The 14213-nt window shown below is 64.7% G+C and carries 13 protein-coding genes and 1 pseudogene; 8 read left to right on the plus strand and 6 right to left on the minus strand.

Translation table 11 applies throughout. The features are described from left to right. The first annotated feature begins 58 nt into the window (after nucleotides 1-58). The 3 genes from gyrA to ACVMDN_RS16420 all read left to right on the plus strand — a co-directional run bounded on the left by gyrA (nucleotide 59) and on the right by ACVMDN_RS16420 (nucleotide 4736). A complete protein-coding gene (gene gyrA / locus ACVMDN_RS16410) occupies nucleotides 59-2785 on the plus strand; it encodes a DNA gyrase subunit A (protein WP_141340413.1) in 2727 nt (908 codons plus the stop codon). Between the two features lie 174 nt (nucleotides 2786-2959). Beyond that, on the plus strand, nucleotides 2960-4087 hold the full coding sequence (locus ACVMDN_RS16415) for an adenylate/guanylate cyclase domain-containing protein (protein ID WP_456843645.1): 1128 nt from the start codon (nucleotides 2960-2962) through the stop codon (nucleotides 4085-4087). A 181-nt stretch (nucleotides 4088-4268) separates the two neighbouring features. Continuing rightward, nucleotides 4269-4736 carry a tetratricopeptide repeat protein gene (locus ACVMDN_RS16420; protein WP_456843691.1) on the plus strand — a complete coding sequence of 156 codons (468 nt, stop codon included), beginning with the start codon at nucleotides 4269-4271 and terminating at the stop codon, nucleotides 4734-4736. Between the two features lie 66 nt (nucleotides 4737-4802). Here the strand turns inward: ACVMDN_RS16420 and ACVMDN_RS16425 are convergent. The 3 genes and pseudogenes from ACVMDN_RS16425 to ACVMDN_RS16435 form a co-directional block, all read right to left on the minus strand. Next, nucleotides 4803-5300, minus strand: a pseudogene (locus ACVMDN_RS16425) (phosphotransferase family protein); the annotation flags it as partial. A 21-nt stretch (nucleotides 5301-5321) separates the two neighbouring features. Next, nucleotides 5322-7220, minus strand: a complete 1899-nt coding sequence (locus ACVMDN_RS16430) for a potassium transporter Kup (protein WP_057018606.1) — start codon at nucleotides 7218-7220, stop codon at nucleotides 5322-5324. 167 nt (nucleotides 7221-7387) lie between these two features. Then, nucleotides 7388-7645 (minus strand): hypothetical protein, encoded by a 258-nt coding sequence (locus tag ACVMDN_RS16435; protein ID WP_057018505.1) that lies wholly within the window; start codon nucleotides 7643-7645, stop codon nucleotides 7388-7390. 266 nt (nucleotides 7646-7911) lie between these two features. Between ACVMDN_RS16435 and coaD the strand changes: the two genes are divergently transcribed. The 5 genes from coaD to queA all read left to right on the plus strand — a co-directional run bounded on the left by coaD (nucleotide 7912) and on the right by queA (nucleotide 11092). Then, entirely contained in the window at nucleotides 7912-8409 is a 498-nt protein-coding gene (coaD, locus tag ACVMDN_RS16440; RefSeq protein ID WP_057018504.1) for a pantetheine-phosphate adenylyltransferase, read from the plus strand. 45 nt (nucleotides 8410-8454) lie between these two features. After that, nucleotides 8455-9018: a peptidylprolyl isomerase gene (locus ACVMDN_RS16445; protein ID WP_028332096.1), complete on the plus strand. Its 564-nt coding sequence runs from the start codon at nucleotides 8455-8457 to the stop codon at nucleotides 9016-9018. Between the two features lie 5 nt (nucleotides 9019-9023). Then, nucleotides 9024-9461 (plus strand): hypothetical protein, encoded by a 438-nt coding sequence (locus ACVMDN_RS16450; RefSeq protein ID WP_057018502.1) that lies wholly within the window; start codon nucleotides 9024-9026, stop codon nucleotides 9459-9461. After that, complete coding sequence (locus ACVMDN_RS16455; protein WP_016846097.1) at nucleotides 9437-9901, plus strand: peptidylprolyl isomerase; 465 nt, start codon at nucleotides 9437-9439, stop codon at nucleotides 9899-9901. Before ACVMDN_RS16450 ends, ACVMDN_RS16455 begins: the two co-directional genes overlap by 25 nt. 114 nt (nucleotides 9902-10015) lie before the next feature. Then, nucleotides 10016-11092, plus strand: a complete 1077-nt coding sequence (gene queA, locus ACVMDN_RS16460; protein ID WP_141340410.1) for a tRNA preQ1(34) S-adenosylmethionine ribosyltransferase-isomerase QueA — start codon at nucleotides 10016-10018, stop codon at nucleotides 11090-11092. A gap of 167 nt (nucleotides 11093-11259) precedes the next feature. Here the strand turns inward: queA and ACVMDN_RS16465 are convergent, their stop codons facing one another. The 3 genes from ACVMDN_RS16465 to ACVMDN_RS16475 form a co-directional block, all read right to left on the minus strand. Then, nucleotides 11260-12297 carry an aspartate-semialdehyde dehydrogenase gene (locus ACVMDN_RS16465; RefSeq protein ID WP_141340409.1) on the minus strand — a complete coding sequence of 346 codons (1038 nt, stop codon included), beginning with the start codon at nucleotides 12295-12297 and terminating at the stop codon, nucleotides 11260-11262. 244 nt (nucleotides 12298-12541) lie between these two features. Continuing rightward, nucleotides 12542-13159: a PepSY domain-containing protein gene (locus ACVMDN_RS16470; RefSeq protein WP_076828582.1), complete on the minus strand. Its 618-nt coding sequence runs from the start codon at nucleotides 13157-13159 to the stop codon at nucleotides 12542-12544. Nucleotides 13160-13421: 262 nt separating this feature from the next. Next, entirely contained in the window at nucleotides 13422-14183 is a 762-nt protein-coding gene (locus ACVMDN_RS16475) for a TetR/AcrR family transcriptional regulator (protein WP_141340408.1), read from the minus strand. Nucleotides 14184-14213: the final 30 nt, after the last annotated feature.

A 14213-nucleotide genomic window follows, 5' to 3' on the forward strand; every position in this document is an offset into this window, starting at 1 on the left:
GTTATCAGGCCCCTGATGGGCTATATGATTCCCCAGCAGAACCGACCGGATTTCCCCTTTGTCCGATAACGACGACCACAAGCCCGGCGAGCCGCCGGGACCCTCAGATATTCGTCCCGTTTCCATCCTCGACGAGATGAAGAAGTCCTATCTCGATTACGCGATGAGCGTGATCGTGTCGCGTGCGCTGCCCGATGCGCGCGACGGGCTCAAGCCGGTGCACCGGCGCATCCTCTATTCGATGCATGAGCAGGGACATACGCCGGACAAGAAATACGTCAAATCCGCCCGCGTCGTCGGCGACGTGATCGGTAAATATCACCCGCATGGCGACCAGTCGATTTACGACGCGATGGTCCGCATGGCGCAGGATTTCTCACTGCGCGTGCCGCTGATCGACGGCCAGGGCAATTTCGGTTCGGTCGACGGCGATCCGCCGGCCGCCTATCGATATACCGAAGCGCGGCTGACCCGGGCGGCGCTCGCCGTGCTGGCCGACATCGACATGGAAACGGTCGATTTCCAGCCGAACTACGACAACTCCGAGCAAGAGCCGTCGGTTCTGCCGGCCCGGTTCCCGAACCTTCTGGTCAATGGCGCGGGCGGCATCGCCGTCGGCATGGCGACCAATATCCCGCCGCACAATCTCGGTGAGGTCGTCGATGCCTGCGTGGCGCTGATCGACAATCCGGCGCTCACGATCGACGAACTGATCGACATCATTCCCGGACCGGACTTCCCGACCGGCGGCGTCATCCTCGGCCGTCAGGGCATTCGCAGCGCCTACCACCTCGGCCGCGGCTCGATCGTGATGCGCGGCAAGGTGACGATCGACACCATCCGCAAGGATCGCGAAGCGATCATCATCACCGAGATTCCCTATCAGGTGAACAAGGCGACGATGGTCGAGCGTATCGCCGATCTCGTCAAAGAGAAGAAGATCGAGGGCATCGGGGACCTGCGCGACGAGTCCGATCGTGACGGCTATCGCGTCGTCATCGAGCTGAAGCGCGAAGCGGTGCCCGACGTGGTGCTGAACCAGCTCTACCGATTCACACCGCTGCAGACCAATTTCCCGGCCAACATGCTGGCGCTGGATTCCGGCCGTCCGCAGACGATGAATCTGAAGGACCTGCTCACCATCTTCGTCGCGTTCCGCGAGCAGGTGGTGACCCGGCGGACCAAGTTCCTGCTCGGCAAGGCGCGCGACCGCGCCCACATCCTGGTCGGCCTCGCGATCGCGGTCGCCAACATCGATGAGATCATCCGCGTCATCCGGACCTCGCCCGATCCGAACACCGCGCGCGAGGCCCTGATGTCACGCGACTGGCCGGCACGCGACGTCGAGGCGATGATCACGCTGATCGACGATCCCCGGCATCGCATCAACGAGGACGGCACGCTGCGGCTGTCGATGGAGCAGGCCAGGGCCATCCTCGACCTTCGCCTGCAGCGCTTGACCGCGCTGGGCCGCGACGAGATTTCCGAAGAGCTCGACAAGCTCGCGGCCGAGATCGCCGACTATCTCGACATCCTGCGCTCGCGCGCCCGCGTGCAGGGCATCGTCAAGACCGAACTGGCCGAGGTGAAGCAGCAGTTCGCCACCCCGCGCAAGACCGTGATCATCGAGCAGGAAGGCGAGGTCGAGGACGAGGACCTGATCCAGCGCGAGGACATGGTCGTCACCGTGTCGCATGCGGGTTACGTCAAGCGCGTGCCGCTGTCGACCTACCGGGCGCAGCGCCGCGGCGGCAAGGGCCGCGCCGGGATGCAGACCCGCGACGAGGATTTCGTCTCGCGCCTGTTCGTGGCGTCCACGCACACGCCGGTGCTGTTCTTCTCGTCGCGCGGCCAGGTCTACAAGGAGAAGGTCTGGCGGCTGCCGATGGCCGCGCCGAACGCGCGCGGCAAGGCGCTGATCAACATCCTGCCGCTGGAGCAGGGCGAACGCATCACGACGATCATGCCGCTGCCGGAGGATGAATCCTCCTGGGCCAATCTCGACGTGATGTTCGCGACGACCGGCGGCACCGTTCGCCGCAACAAGCTGTCCGACTTCGTCGACGTGCGCCGTTCCGGCATCATCGCCATGAAGCTCGGGGAAGGCGAGGCGATCGTCGACGTCCAGATCTGCACCGAGCATGACGACGTGCTGCTGACCGCCGCCGGCGGCCAGTGCATCCGTTTCCCGGTCACCGATGTGCGCGTCTTCACCGGCCGCACCTCGATGGGCGTGCGCGGCATTGCGCTGCCCGAGGCCGACAAGCTGATCTCGCTGGCGATCCTGCGCCATGTCGAGACCACGTCGGACGAGCGCTCGGCCTATTTGAAGATGCGCCGCGCCGTGGCCGGCGAGGCCGCGACCGAGGAGCCGGTCGAGGCCGAGGGCGAGGAGACAGCGAATGCGATCCAGCTGTCGCAGGAGCGCTATGCCGAACTGTCGGCGGCCGAGCAGGTGGTGCTGACCGTCTCCGTCAACGGCTATGGCAAGCGGACCTCGTCCTACGAGTACCGCACCACCGGCCGCGGCGGCAAAGGCATCGTCGCGATGAGCGTCAACAACCGGAACGGCAACCTGGTGGCGTCGTTCCCGGTCGAGGACGCCGACCAGATCATGCTGGTCACCGACAAGGGTCAGCTGATCCGCTGCCCGGTGGCCGATATCCGCGTCGCCGGCCGCTCGACCCAGGGCGTGATCGTGTTCGACACCGCCGAGGACGAGCACGTGGTCTCGGTCGAGCACATTCCTGAAGAGGAAAACGGCGAGAACGGCAACGGCGGCTAGCGCCGCCGTTTCGGAGAACCCCCAGCCCGAATGCAGCCAACGGGGCGCGCACAACATGCGCGCCCCGTTGACAGGCTCCGCGAAATCCGGCGGCCTGCCTTACGCCCCTAGCCCAAGGGCAACGCCCTATGCTTTGATGGGGTCCGGCGGATCTACCGATTTCGGGAGGCCGTTGTGACCGATCATCGCGTTGAGCGGCGGCTTGCAGCTATCCTGGCGGCTGATGTGGCCGGATATAGTCGGTTGACCGGCCTGGACGAGGAAGGGACACACGTCCGGCTGAGGGAGTGTCTGCGTGGACTCGCTGATCCCAAGATCAGCGAACACCGTGGCAAGGTCGTCAAGCACACGGGCGACGGCATGCTCGCCGAGTTCGGCAGTGTCGTGGATGCGGTGCGTTGCGCCATTGAGGTCCAGCGCGGAATGGCCGAGCGAAATGCCACGGTGCCGCAACTCAAGCGGATCGAATTCCGCATTGGCATCCACGTCGGCGACATCATCGTCGATGAAAACGATATCTTTGGAGACGGCGTCAATATCGCCGCCCGCCTTGAAGGGATCGCGGAGCCCGGCGGGATCTGCATCTCGGACGATGCGCAACGTCAAATCCGCGGCAAGGTCGATGCCGTGTTCGAGGACATGGGCTCGCAGAACCTGAAGAACATTGCTGAGCCGATGCGCGCGTGGCGATTGAGGATAAACGCGGGCCATCCCGCTAGCGCCCCGACCGAGCCGCCGGTCGACAGCGCGCAAGCTCTGGCGCTCCCTGACAAGCCGTCGATCGCCGTGCTGCCGTTCGAGAATATGAGCGGCGACCCCGAGCAGGAATACTTCGCGGACGGAATGGTCGAGGAAATCATCACGGCGCTGTCGCGCTTCAAATGGCTGTTCGTGATCGCCCGAAATTCGAGTTTTACCTTCAAGGGCCGGGCGGTCGATATCAAGGAGGTCGGCCGCAGGCTCGGCGTCCGCTATGTCCTTGAGGGGTCTGTGCGCAAGGCCGCGGGGAAGGTTCGCATCACCGGGCAGTTGATCGATGCGGTTACCGGAACGCACATCTGGGCAGACAGGTTCGAGCGTGACCTGACGGACATATTCGCTCTCCAGGACGAGGTGACCGTCGCCGTCGTCTCGGCCATTCAACCAAAATTGCTGCAGATCGAAATCGGCCTGTCGGCACGGCGACCAGAGAACCTCACCGCCTATGATTTCTATCTCCGCGCCATGCAGCAGCATTACCTGATGACCCGCCGACGGGTTGGCCGAGGCGATCAGGCTGGCGCATCGTGCTTTGGAGCTTGATCCCCGGTTCGGCTTTGTCGCCGCTCTGGCAGGTCTCGCTCACATGCAGAACATCCTTTGGGGGCATGCCGTCGATCCTCAATTTGACCGCAAGGAAGCGGTCCGGCTGCTTCGCCTGGCATTGAGCATCGACGATGGTGATGCGGAAACATTAGCCTGGGTTTCCCTCACCTCGGCGTACATGGTCGGCGATTGTGAGAGTGAGATCGAATTGGCCGACCGGGCGGTCGCTCTCAATCCGAATTCATATCGCGCATGGACCGCCAGAGGCAGCGTCTACAGAGTTGCCGGGCTTCCCGATGAAGCGGTCCGGAGTTTTGAACGCGCCATCCGCCTGAGCCCGTTAGACCCGCGGCTACCCATCACGTTTGTTGGGATGGGGATGGCCTTCATCGAGCTTCGCCGCTTTGACGAGGCCATTGCCGCAGCGAATAAATGCCGGCGCCAGAATGCCTCCTATTCGCTGGCCTACCGTTGTCTCGCGTCCGCGTTCGCTCATCTCGGACGCGACGCGGAGGCGCGCGAGGCGGCGGCGCTCCTGCTTCAGCTCGATCCCGCCTTTACAATTTCCGCAATGATCGCCAGGGGCGGGTACCCAAACGCGCAGCTGTTGATCGAGGGGCTTCGGAGGGCGGGATTGCCCGAATGAATTATGCCCGCGGGCGCCGACGAGGCGGCCATCGGGAGCCCGCGCGAACTGCGCGGACATGTAGGCGCGGTTGGTCGGGTACGACGTCCAGACGCCGTGCGGGCCGATATAGCCGAAGCTGTCGAGCGTGATGCCATTGATACGGCGGAGTGCCCTGCCCATGGCGGCGTAGATCGAAAACAGCTCCTGATCCGTCGGCGCCGCCTCGCGGTTGCCGAGCACGACGCCGTCGAGCTTGCTCATCAGCACAAAATTGAAGTCGATCAGCGCGCGGCTGTCGTCGGCTATGAGGATGCGGGGAATGGCAATGCCGGCGTCGCGCAGAAGACCGAGGACATAGACCTCCTTCGCCATCTTCCATTGCAGCTGGGCGGGGTAGACCTTGAGGATGCAGCTTGGCGCGTCAGCCCGCGTGATCTGGAGGATCGTGCTGATCTCGCCGCCGCGTAGCTCGGTGATGCCTGCCACGCGCGCGCCTGGCGCAATCCGATCGATGATCGCCTGAGCCTGATCGATCGGAATCGCCAGCCGCGGCTTCAGCTGAAGAGGCGGATCGTCTGACATGTCCGCATCCGGGCTGTGGGACTAGATCTCGATCTCCGTCCCGAATTCCACGACCTGTCCGGTCGGCACGCCGAAGAACGCCGCCGACCGTTCGGCGTTGCGCTGCAGGAACGCGAACAGCGATTCCCGCCACACCCACATGCCCGGAATGTCTTCCCGCGGGATGATGGTCTCGCGGCCGATGTAGTAGGTCACATCGGTCAGACGGAGACCGGGCAGTTTGCCCTGACGACAGGCGAGCTTTAGCCCTTCGTAAACGGTCGGATATTGCATGAAGCCGTAACGCAGGATGACGCGGATGATGCCCGGGGTGACGTCGTGAACCACAACGCGATCCTCGTCCGGGATGCGGGGGGATTCCTCGATCTGTACGGTGACCAGCAGCACGCGCTGGTGCAGCACGTGGTTGTGCTTAACGAACTGGGTCAAGGCAAGCGGCACGCCGTTAGGGGCGGAGGCGAGGAATATGGCGGTGCCCGGCAGCCGGCTGTGGCACTTGTTGACCGCGGTCTCGATCAGATCTTCTTCCGGCTGACGCAGCTTGCTGCGCGCCGTCTCGACCAGTTTCACGCCACCGCGCCAGGTCAGCATCAGGAAGGCCACCGCAGCGGCGAGCAGCAGCGGGAACCAGCCGCCTTCGAACAGCTTGGTCGAGTTCGCCGCAAAGAAGATCGCGTCGATGATGAAGAAAAAGCCGTTCACGGCGATCACGATGATGGGCGAATAGCCCCACTGGATCGCGACCAGCGCTGCAAGCAGCGTGGTGATCGCCATCAACAGCGACACTGCGATGCCGTAGGCGCCGGCGAGCGCGTCCGAGGTGCCGAAGGCGAGCACCGCGCCGAGTGTCCCCGCGGCGAGCAGCCAGTTCACCAGCGGCACGTAGATCTGCCCGATGGCATCGCTCGTGGTGTGCTCGATGTGCATGCGCGGCAGGAAGCCGAGCTGGATCGATTGCTGGGTCAGCGAGAACACACCCGAGATGATGGCCTGCGAGGCGATCACGGTGGCAATGGTCGCGAGCAGGACGAGCGGGTAATGCGACCAGTCCGGCGACAGCTGGAAGAACGGGTTTTCGATCGCGGTCGGGTCGGTGATCAACAGCGCGGCCTGGCCGAAATAGTTCAGCACCAGAGCGGGCAGGCAGACGGCGAACCAGGCGAGCCGGATCGGAAAGCGGCCGAAATGCCCCATGTCGGCATACATCGCCTCACCGCCGGTCACCGCGAGGAAGGCGGCGCCGAGGATGGCGAAGCTGACGTGAAAATCCTGATGGATCAGAAAATCGAATGCATAGAGTGGGCTCAGCGCAACCAGCACGCCGGGCGCCTTGACGATGCCGTGAATGCCGAGCGCTGCCAGCACGGCGAACCAGAACAGCATCACCGGGCCGAAGATCCTCCCGATGAAGCCGGTGCCCTGCTTCTGCATCATGAACAGGCCGATCAGGATCACGACGGTGATTGGCACCACCGCAGGGGTCAGCGAGGGCGCGTCGACCTTGAGGCCCTCGATCGCCGACAGCACCGAGATGGCCGGCGTGATCGCGCCGTCGCCATAGAGCAGGGCGGCGCCGATCAGGCCGACCACCAGAAGATGGGCGCGCCAGGTGCCGGGCGCCGCGTTGCGCGCCGAGAGTAGCGCCAAGAGCGCGACGATGCCGCCTTCGCCGCGGTTGTCGGCGCGCAGGATCAGCATCGCGTATTTGATCGAGATGATCAGGATCAGCGCCCACAGGATCAGCGAGACCACGCCGAGCACCGCGCTCTCGGTGAGCGGACCGCCATGGGTGGCGGCCTTGGCGGCTTCCTTCAGGGCATAGAGGGGGCTGGTGCCGATGTCGCCATAGACGACGCCCAGGGCACCGAGCGTGACGGCAACCGGGATCGGACTGGACGGGGGGTGGCCAGAAGAAACGATGGCGGGCGTACTCGTCACGGCAATCCCCCGGTGTCTTGCGCGCGCCGGGTCATCCGGCCGGGCGCCTTAGACGATAGTCTGCGACGGGACGTCGCAAATTACCATTGGGTTTTGTGTGACGGCCTGACCTTACGCCGGGCTGACGAGGGACGTCGCTCGACTACGGGCTACGGGGTACGGTCGGCGGTGACCAGGCGAGCTTCGCGAACCACTGTCTTGTTGCCGGCGCTGCGCAGGCACGCGGCCTCGAAATTCGGCCAGGCCTGCTGCGAGCAGTCCTTGCCGACCGGGTGGACGTCGAGACGGTCGCTCTTGGCCAGCGGCTGCGGGGTGGAGGCTTCGACCTGCGGCGCAAAGCCCGGCAGCACGGTGAGCGCGGCGGCAATGAACGCGGCAACAGCGATGGCGGAAAGTGCCTTGATCATGACGGTCCCCAGTTGATCGGGCCGCCCGGGCCCGTCGTTTCGTTGTCCAATGTCTACCGGCCGCAAGTTTCCTGGTGTCTTCGCCACCGCGGGAAATGGTTTCGTCGCGGGCCGGTTTTGTTTCGTCCGCCAACGGCCGACGAAACATTCACCCCGTAGACGCTGGCATCCCAGGACTCGTTCACTGGACGACTGGAAATTTGTTCCGAGCGAGCAATGGAACCCGGGCGGCTTGCCGGGGAGAGCCGGGCGGGTTAGGAGGGACCATGTCCCGTATCGCGATCTATCCCGGCTCCTTCGATCCCGTCACCAACGGCCATCTGGACGTGGTGAAACAGGCCGTCTTCCTTTGCGACCGCCTGATCGTCGCCATTGGCGTCCATCCCGGCAAGAAGCCGCTGTTTTCCACCGAGGAACGGCTGGCCATGGTCCATGAGGTGTTCGGCCCCATCGCCCAGCAGGCAGGCTGCGCCTTCGAGAGCGCGACCTATGACAATCTCACGGTCGCAGCGGCGCGCGCGGCCAAGGCCACGCTGATGATTCGCGGCCTGCGCGACGGCACCGATCTCGATTACGAGATGCAGCTTGCCGGCATGAACGAGGCCATGGCGCCCGAGGTGCATACCGTGTTCGTTCCGGCGTCGGTTGCGGTCCGCCCGATCACCGCCACACTGGTGCGCCAAATCGCCCAGATGGGCGGCGACTTCTCTTCATTCGTGCCGTCATCAGTCGCAGCTAGCCTGAAGGCCAAGTTCGCCGGCTGATCCCGGCGGCCTGCCACACCCCAACGTTAAAGCTCCGGAGTTGCCATGATCCGCATTCTTGCATTCGTTGCTGCGCTGCTCTGCGTCGTGCCCGCGGTCGCACAGCCGCTGCCGGCCAATCTCGACAAGGCCGATGCGATCGTGATCGACACCACCAAGGGCCGCATCGTCATCAAGCTGCGCACCGATATCGCGCCCAAGCATGCCGAGCGCATCAAGCAGCTGGCGCGCGAGGGCTTCTACAACAACGTGCCGTTCCATCGCGTAATGGACGGCTTCATGGCGCAGACCGGCGACGGCCAGAACTTCAACGGCACCGGCGGCTCGAAATATCCGAACCTGAAGCAGGAATTCTCCCAGGTCCCGTTCAAGCGCGGCATCGTCGGCATGGCCCGGCGCGGCGACAGCGTCGACAGCGCCAATTCGCAGTTCTTCATCATGTTCGCCGACGGGCCGAGCCTGAATGGCCAGTACACCGTGATCGGCGAGGTGGTGCAGGGCATGGACGTGGTCGACAAGCTGAAGAAGGCGTCTGCGGGCTCTCCTGGTGGAGCCGTCACCGATCCCGACAAGATGGTGAAGGTGCAGGTCGCATCCGACATCAAGTGATCCGCATGGCGGCGCGCTGCAAACCACTCGCCTGGTTCGCCGCGCCGCTGGTTTGCCTGACGCTGACCGCACCGGTGCAGGCCGAGCCGGAGCAACTCAATACGATCAAGGACGTTGTTCTTGCCATCCACCGCTGCTGGCGGCCGCCGCCGGCAGACAAGGCCGGCCCAATCGACATCACCGTCATTGTCAGCTTCAACCGCGAGGGCGCGATCCTCGGGCATCCCAGGATCAGCTATGAATCGCAGGAGGCGACCGACAACGACCGGATTGCATACCGGATCGCGGTGATGGAGACGTTGCAACGCTGCACGCCGTTGCCATTTACCGAGAGCCTGGGCGGCGCAGTCGCCGGCCGCCCATTCGCGATCCCGTTCAGGAATAAGAAGTATCCACCCCGAAGCCAGGAGAAGCGAGCATGGCTGCTACCGAAAATACTCTGATCCTCGAAACCACCCAGGGCCCGGTCACGATCGAGATGCGCCCGGATCTCGCGCCCGGCCACGTCGCGCGGATCAAGGAGCTGGTGCGCGAGGGCTTCTACGACGGCATCGTATTCCACCGCGTGATCGACGGCTTCATGGCGCAGACCGGCTGCCCGCAGGGCACCGGCATGGGCGGCTCCGGCAAGAAGCTGAAGGCCGAATTCAACAAGGAGCCGCATGTCCGCGGCACCGCCTCGATGGCCCGCGCCGCCAATCCGGATTCCGGCGACAGCCAGTTCTTCATCTGCTTCGACGACGCCTCGTTCCTCAACGGCCAGTACACCGTCTGGGGCAAGGTCACCGAGGGCATGGAGAACGTCGACAAGATCAAGCGCGGCGAGCCGGTGAAGGATCCGGACAAGATCGTCAAGGCGCGCATGGCCGCCGACGCGGCGTAAGTCAAACACTCCGTCATTCCGGGGCGATGCGCAGCATCGAACCCGGAATCTCGAGATTCCGGGTTCACGCTTCGCGTGCCCCGGAATGACGGCGCTGAAGTATTAGTCACCGCCATGCGCACCGACCTCTTCGACTTCGAACTGCCCCCGGAAAGCATCGCGCTTCGCCCCGCGAGCCCGCGCGATGCCGCGCGGATGCTGGTGGTGCATCCGGGCGGCGTGCTGCGCGACGCCGCGATCGCCGACCTGCCGCGGTGGCTGGAGCCGGGTGATCAGATCGTCGTCAACGACACCAAGGTGATCGCGGCGCAACTCAAGGGCCGCCGCATCGGGCGCGACACCGAACCGAAGATCGAGGCGACCTTGATCAAGCGGCTCGACGGCTCACGCTGGCAGGCGCTGGTGAAGCCGGCGAAGAAGCTCAGCCCCGGCGACACCATCCGCTTCGGCAATGAGGGCAGGGTGTGCCTGCTCGGCAATCTCGATGCAGAGGTCGAGGCCAAGGGGCAGGAGGGCGAGGTGACGCTGTCATTCTCGTTCCATGGTCCGATGCTCGACCAGGCGATCGCCGATGTCGGCGCCACGCCGCTGCCACCCTACATCGCTTCCAAGCGCAAGCCTGACGAGAAGGACGTCAGCGACTACCAGACCATGTTCGCCGCCAATGAGGGCGCGGTCGCAGCGCCCACGGCGGGGCTGCATTTCACGCCGGCCTTGGAGGCCGCGCTGAAGAGCCGCGGTGTCGAGCTGCACCGCCTGACGCTGCATGTCGGGGCAGGGACCTTCCTGCCGGTGAAGACCGAGGAGACCTCGGAGCACAAGATGCATGCCGAGTGGGGCTGCATCACCGCCGAGACCGCTTCCGCCTTGAATGCCGCGCGCGCAAAAGGCGGCCGGATCGTCGCGATCGGCACCACGTCGCTGCGCCTGCTGGAAAGTGCCGCCAGTGCCGACGGCACTATCGAGCCGTTTGCGGCGGAAACCTCGATCTTCATCACGCCGGGCTACCGCTTCCGCGCGGTCGATATTTTGCTGACCAACTTCCATCTGCCGCGCTCGACGCTGTTCATGCTGGTCTCGGCCTTCTCCGGCCTCGAGACGATGCAGGGCGCCTACGCGCATGCGATCAGGGACGGCTACCGGTTCTATTCGTATGGCGATGCGTGTTTGCTGTTTCGCGCGCGAGGCTAGCTCCGCAAGCACGGTTGCTTCACCGTCACCCTGAGGCGGCCGCTTCTTCAGCGGCCCTCGAAGGGCGACGGCCCGACTGGGGCCGATGCATCCTTCGAGACGCCCGCCGCGCGGGCTCCTCCAGCGACAATGGCTGCGCCATTGCGCGGGGATGACGGTTCTTGCATTCACGCCATCGCGCGTTCGGGCAGCAGCTCGGCGATCTGCACCGCGTTGAGGGCGGCGCCCTTGAGCAGCTGATCGGCCGCGACGAACATCGAGATCGAGTGACCGCTGGGGTCGCTGAGATCCTTGCGGATGCGGCCGACCAGCACGTCGTCCTGGCCGGAGGCATCGATCGGCATCGGGAAGTAGTTCTTGGCGCGATCGTCGACGACCTTGACGCCCGGCGCCTGCGCCATCATCGCGCGCACCTGGTCCTCGGTGATCGGCTTCTCGCATTCGAAGGTGATCGACTCGCAATGCGCGCGCAGCACAGGCACCCGCACGCAGGTAACGCCGACCGCGATCTTCTCGTCCTCGAAGATCTTGTGGGTCTCCTTGATGACCTTGGTCTCCTCGTCGTTGTAGCCGGTCTCCGGATCGATCGCCGTGTTGTGGTTGAACAGGTTGAAGGCGTAGGGGTGCGGCATCACCTTCGGGGTGTAGACCTGTCCGTTGAGATTGGCGCGGGTGGACTCGACGAGCTCCTCCATCGCAGCTGCGCCGGCGCCGCTCGCGGCCTGGTAGGTCGAGATGATCACGCGCTTGATGCGGTTCTTCTGGTGGATCGGCCACAGCGGCACCAGCGCGGTGATGGCGGCGCAGTTCGGGTTGGCGATAATGCCCTTGTGGTCGCGGATGCGGTTGGCGTTGATCTCGGGGATCACCAGCGGCACGTTCGGATCCATCCGGAACGCCGAGGAATTGTCGACCACGACGGCGCCGGACTTCACCGCAAGCGGCGCGAACTTCCTGGAGATGCCGCTGCCGGCCGAGAACAGCGCGATGTCGACGCCCTCGAAGGCGCGCTCGGTCAGTTCCTCGATCACGATCGGCTTGCCGCGGAAGCTGATGGTCTTGCCGGCCGAGCGGGCGCTCGCCAGCGCCTTCAGCTTGCCGACGCGGAAGCCGCGCTTGTCCATGGTGGCGATGAATTCGGCGCCGACGGCACCGGTGACGCCGACAATCGCGACGACGGGATCGTTACTCACATTGTCCTCCATTCGAGTTGTATTTCAGGCAACAAAAAAGCCCCGGACCTTCATCAGGCGGGGCTTCGGGTAGAGATGATGCGGTTCGACCGACTACGCGCGCACGCCTCCCGAGGCCCCGGAGGGCTTGGTGGTTTTGCTGGTGCGTTTGGTCGCGGTGATCATGGAGCGGACTTATGCGGGACAGATCGGCGTCCGTCAACGGCTTTTGGGCGAAAACTTGGCGAGAGAAAACTTGGCGAGTGCCGCGCCGGCCTCAGCGCCTGCGCGCGCCGGGCGGTTCGAGGATCACCTCTTTCAGGTCGCTGCCGGCGAGCACGACGATAACGAAATTGAGCTTGCCGCGTTCGCGCATCAGGCCACCGCTGATCGCCTTTCCGGAGGTCGTGCGCTCGGCCACCCGCACGGCGTCGGCGAGGCGATGCCGGAGCGCCCTCAGCACGGCGAGGTTGTCACGGTCTTCGGTGCCGAGCGACTTCAGCGGCGCGGCGGCCTCGCCACCCACCACTTCGCCGGTCGCCGCGTCAATGGCGTGCCGCCAGATGCGGTCCTGCTGCATGGTCTTGACCCGGTAGACCGCAGGCTCCGACGCGCCGTCGAAGCTGATGTCGGCGGTTATCGAACCGGAATGCAGCGCCTCCGCAATCGCCATCGCCTTGCGCAGCGAGATCTGGGCCGCCTGGAAGCTGTCGAGCTCGCGGCGAACCGTGTGCGCATCGAGCGCGGTGTCGTTATCCTGCGGGGTAAGTGCTGCAGCCGTTGAGCTCGTGATCGCGTGCGCCGGCGTCGCGAAGGGCAGGGCAATGAGCGCGGTTGCCAGCAGCCGCGTGCCGAATACCCAATGCCGCAGTGCGTGTAATCGTCCCGTCGTCATGGTCGCATCCGTCGCGTCGAACCGCCGCCCGGGCAGAGAAAGTGCGGCCGACCTTTGTTAGTCAGAGGTCGGCCGCCGAACGTTCAGACGGAGCGATGGCGGCAGCTCCGTCCTGACGATCGAAGTGACAAGGCGACACGAAACCGTTGGGGGGCTGAACTTGGGTTTCGCGTCTCATTGCAACTAAACAATACGGTTTCGTTCTGTTTCCTTCAAGGCTCATCACGACAACGTGTGAGGCGATGCAACGATCCTAAAACTGTCAGCGGGCCGGGCGGCGGCGCGCCTTCGTCGCTTCCTTGATCGCCTCTTTGGCCGCATCGCGAAGCCGGTCCTGCGGCCCGACGGCGCCGGCGAGAAACAGCCGGATCGAGACTTCCATCCGGGTCTCGGCGGTCTTCATGTCGATCGGAATTCCGAATGTTGCCATCCGGTGGGTGTGGCCGACCACCATGTTGAGAAATGTCTCGGCGGCGATTGTGGTGTCCTCGAGATCGAGAACGCCTTTATCGACCAGATGGTCGAAGAAATCCGCCGTGGTGGACACCGCTTTCGACCAGCCCTCGTCGACGGCAAGCTTGGCGACCTCGGGGAAATTAATTGCCTGCGCGGTCAGGATCCGGCTGAAAGCGATGGAGTCGGCGCTGCAATTCAGCACCAATAGCTGGCGTCCGAGCTCGGTCAGCCGTTCCTCGACCGAACCGTCGCAGTTGCCGCCGGCCTGCGCTTCGGCTGCCGCGGCGGCGAGCGGGGCAAGCCAGCGGGCGATCTCGCGGCGGAGCACCGCGGCGAACAGGCCGCGCTTGTCGCCATACTGACCGTAGACGGTGGGCTTGCTGACGCGGGCGGCCTCGGCCACCGCGTCGATCGACGTCGCATCGAAGCCGCGCTCGAGGAACAGGCGGGTGGCGACCTCGATCAGCCGCTGGTCGCGCTCGATCGCAGCGTCCCGCGTCGGCCGGCCGCCGCGTGACTTGATCACGCCGCGCTTGGCCACCTTGGCCTTGGTTGCCGTCAATCCCATTTGCCCATTCATCTCGTTGTGCATCGGACG

This window comes from Bradyrhizobium sp. USDA 4510 (assembly GCF_054059095.1).

Bases quoted from the DNA above. Each gene is read 5' to 3' on its own strand.
- ACVMDN_RS16475 (WP_141340408.1), bottom strand. From the start codon at position 14,183: ATGGGATTGACGGCAACCAAGGCCAAGGTGGCCAAGCGCGGCGTGATC.
- ACVMDN_RS16455 (WP_016846097.1), top strand. From the start codon at position 9,437: ATGGCTGCTACCGAAAATACTCTGATCCTCGAAACCACCCAGGGCCCG.
- coaD (WP_057018504.1), top strand. From the start codon at position 7,912: ATGTCCCGTATCGCGATCTATCCCGGCTCCTTCGATCCCGTCACCAAC.
- ACVMDN_RS16450 (WP_057018502.1), top strand. From the start codon at position 9,024: ATGGCGGCGCGCTGCAAACCACTCGCCTGGTTCGCCGCGCCGCTGGTT.
- ACVMDN_RS16420 (WP_456843691.1), top strand. From the start codon at position 4,269: ATGGTCGGCGATTGTGAGAGTGAGATCGAATTGGCCGACCGGGCGGTC.
- ACVMDN_RS16470 (WP_076828582.1), bottom strand. From the start codon at position 13,159: ATGACGACGGGACGATTACACGCACTGCGGCATTGGGTATTCGGCACG.
- ACVMDN_RS16465 (WP_141340409.1), bottom strand. From the start codon at position 12,297: ATGGAGGACAATGTGAGTAACGATCCCGTCGTCGCGATTGTCGGCGTC.
- queA (WP_141340410.1), top strand. From the start codon at position 10,016: ATGCGCACCGACCTCTTCGACTTCGAACTGCCCCCGGAAAGCATCGCG.
- ACVMDN_RS16445 (WP_028332096.1), top strand. From the start codon at position 8,455: ATGATCCGCATTCTTGCATTCGTTGCTGCGCTGCTCTGCGTCGTGCCC.
- ACVMDN_RS16435 (WP_057018505.1), bottom strand. From the start codon at position 7,645: ATGATCAAGGCACTTTCCGCCATCGCTGTTGCCGCGTTCATTGCCGCC.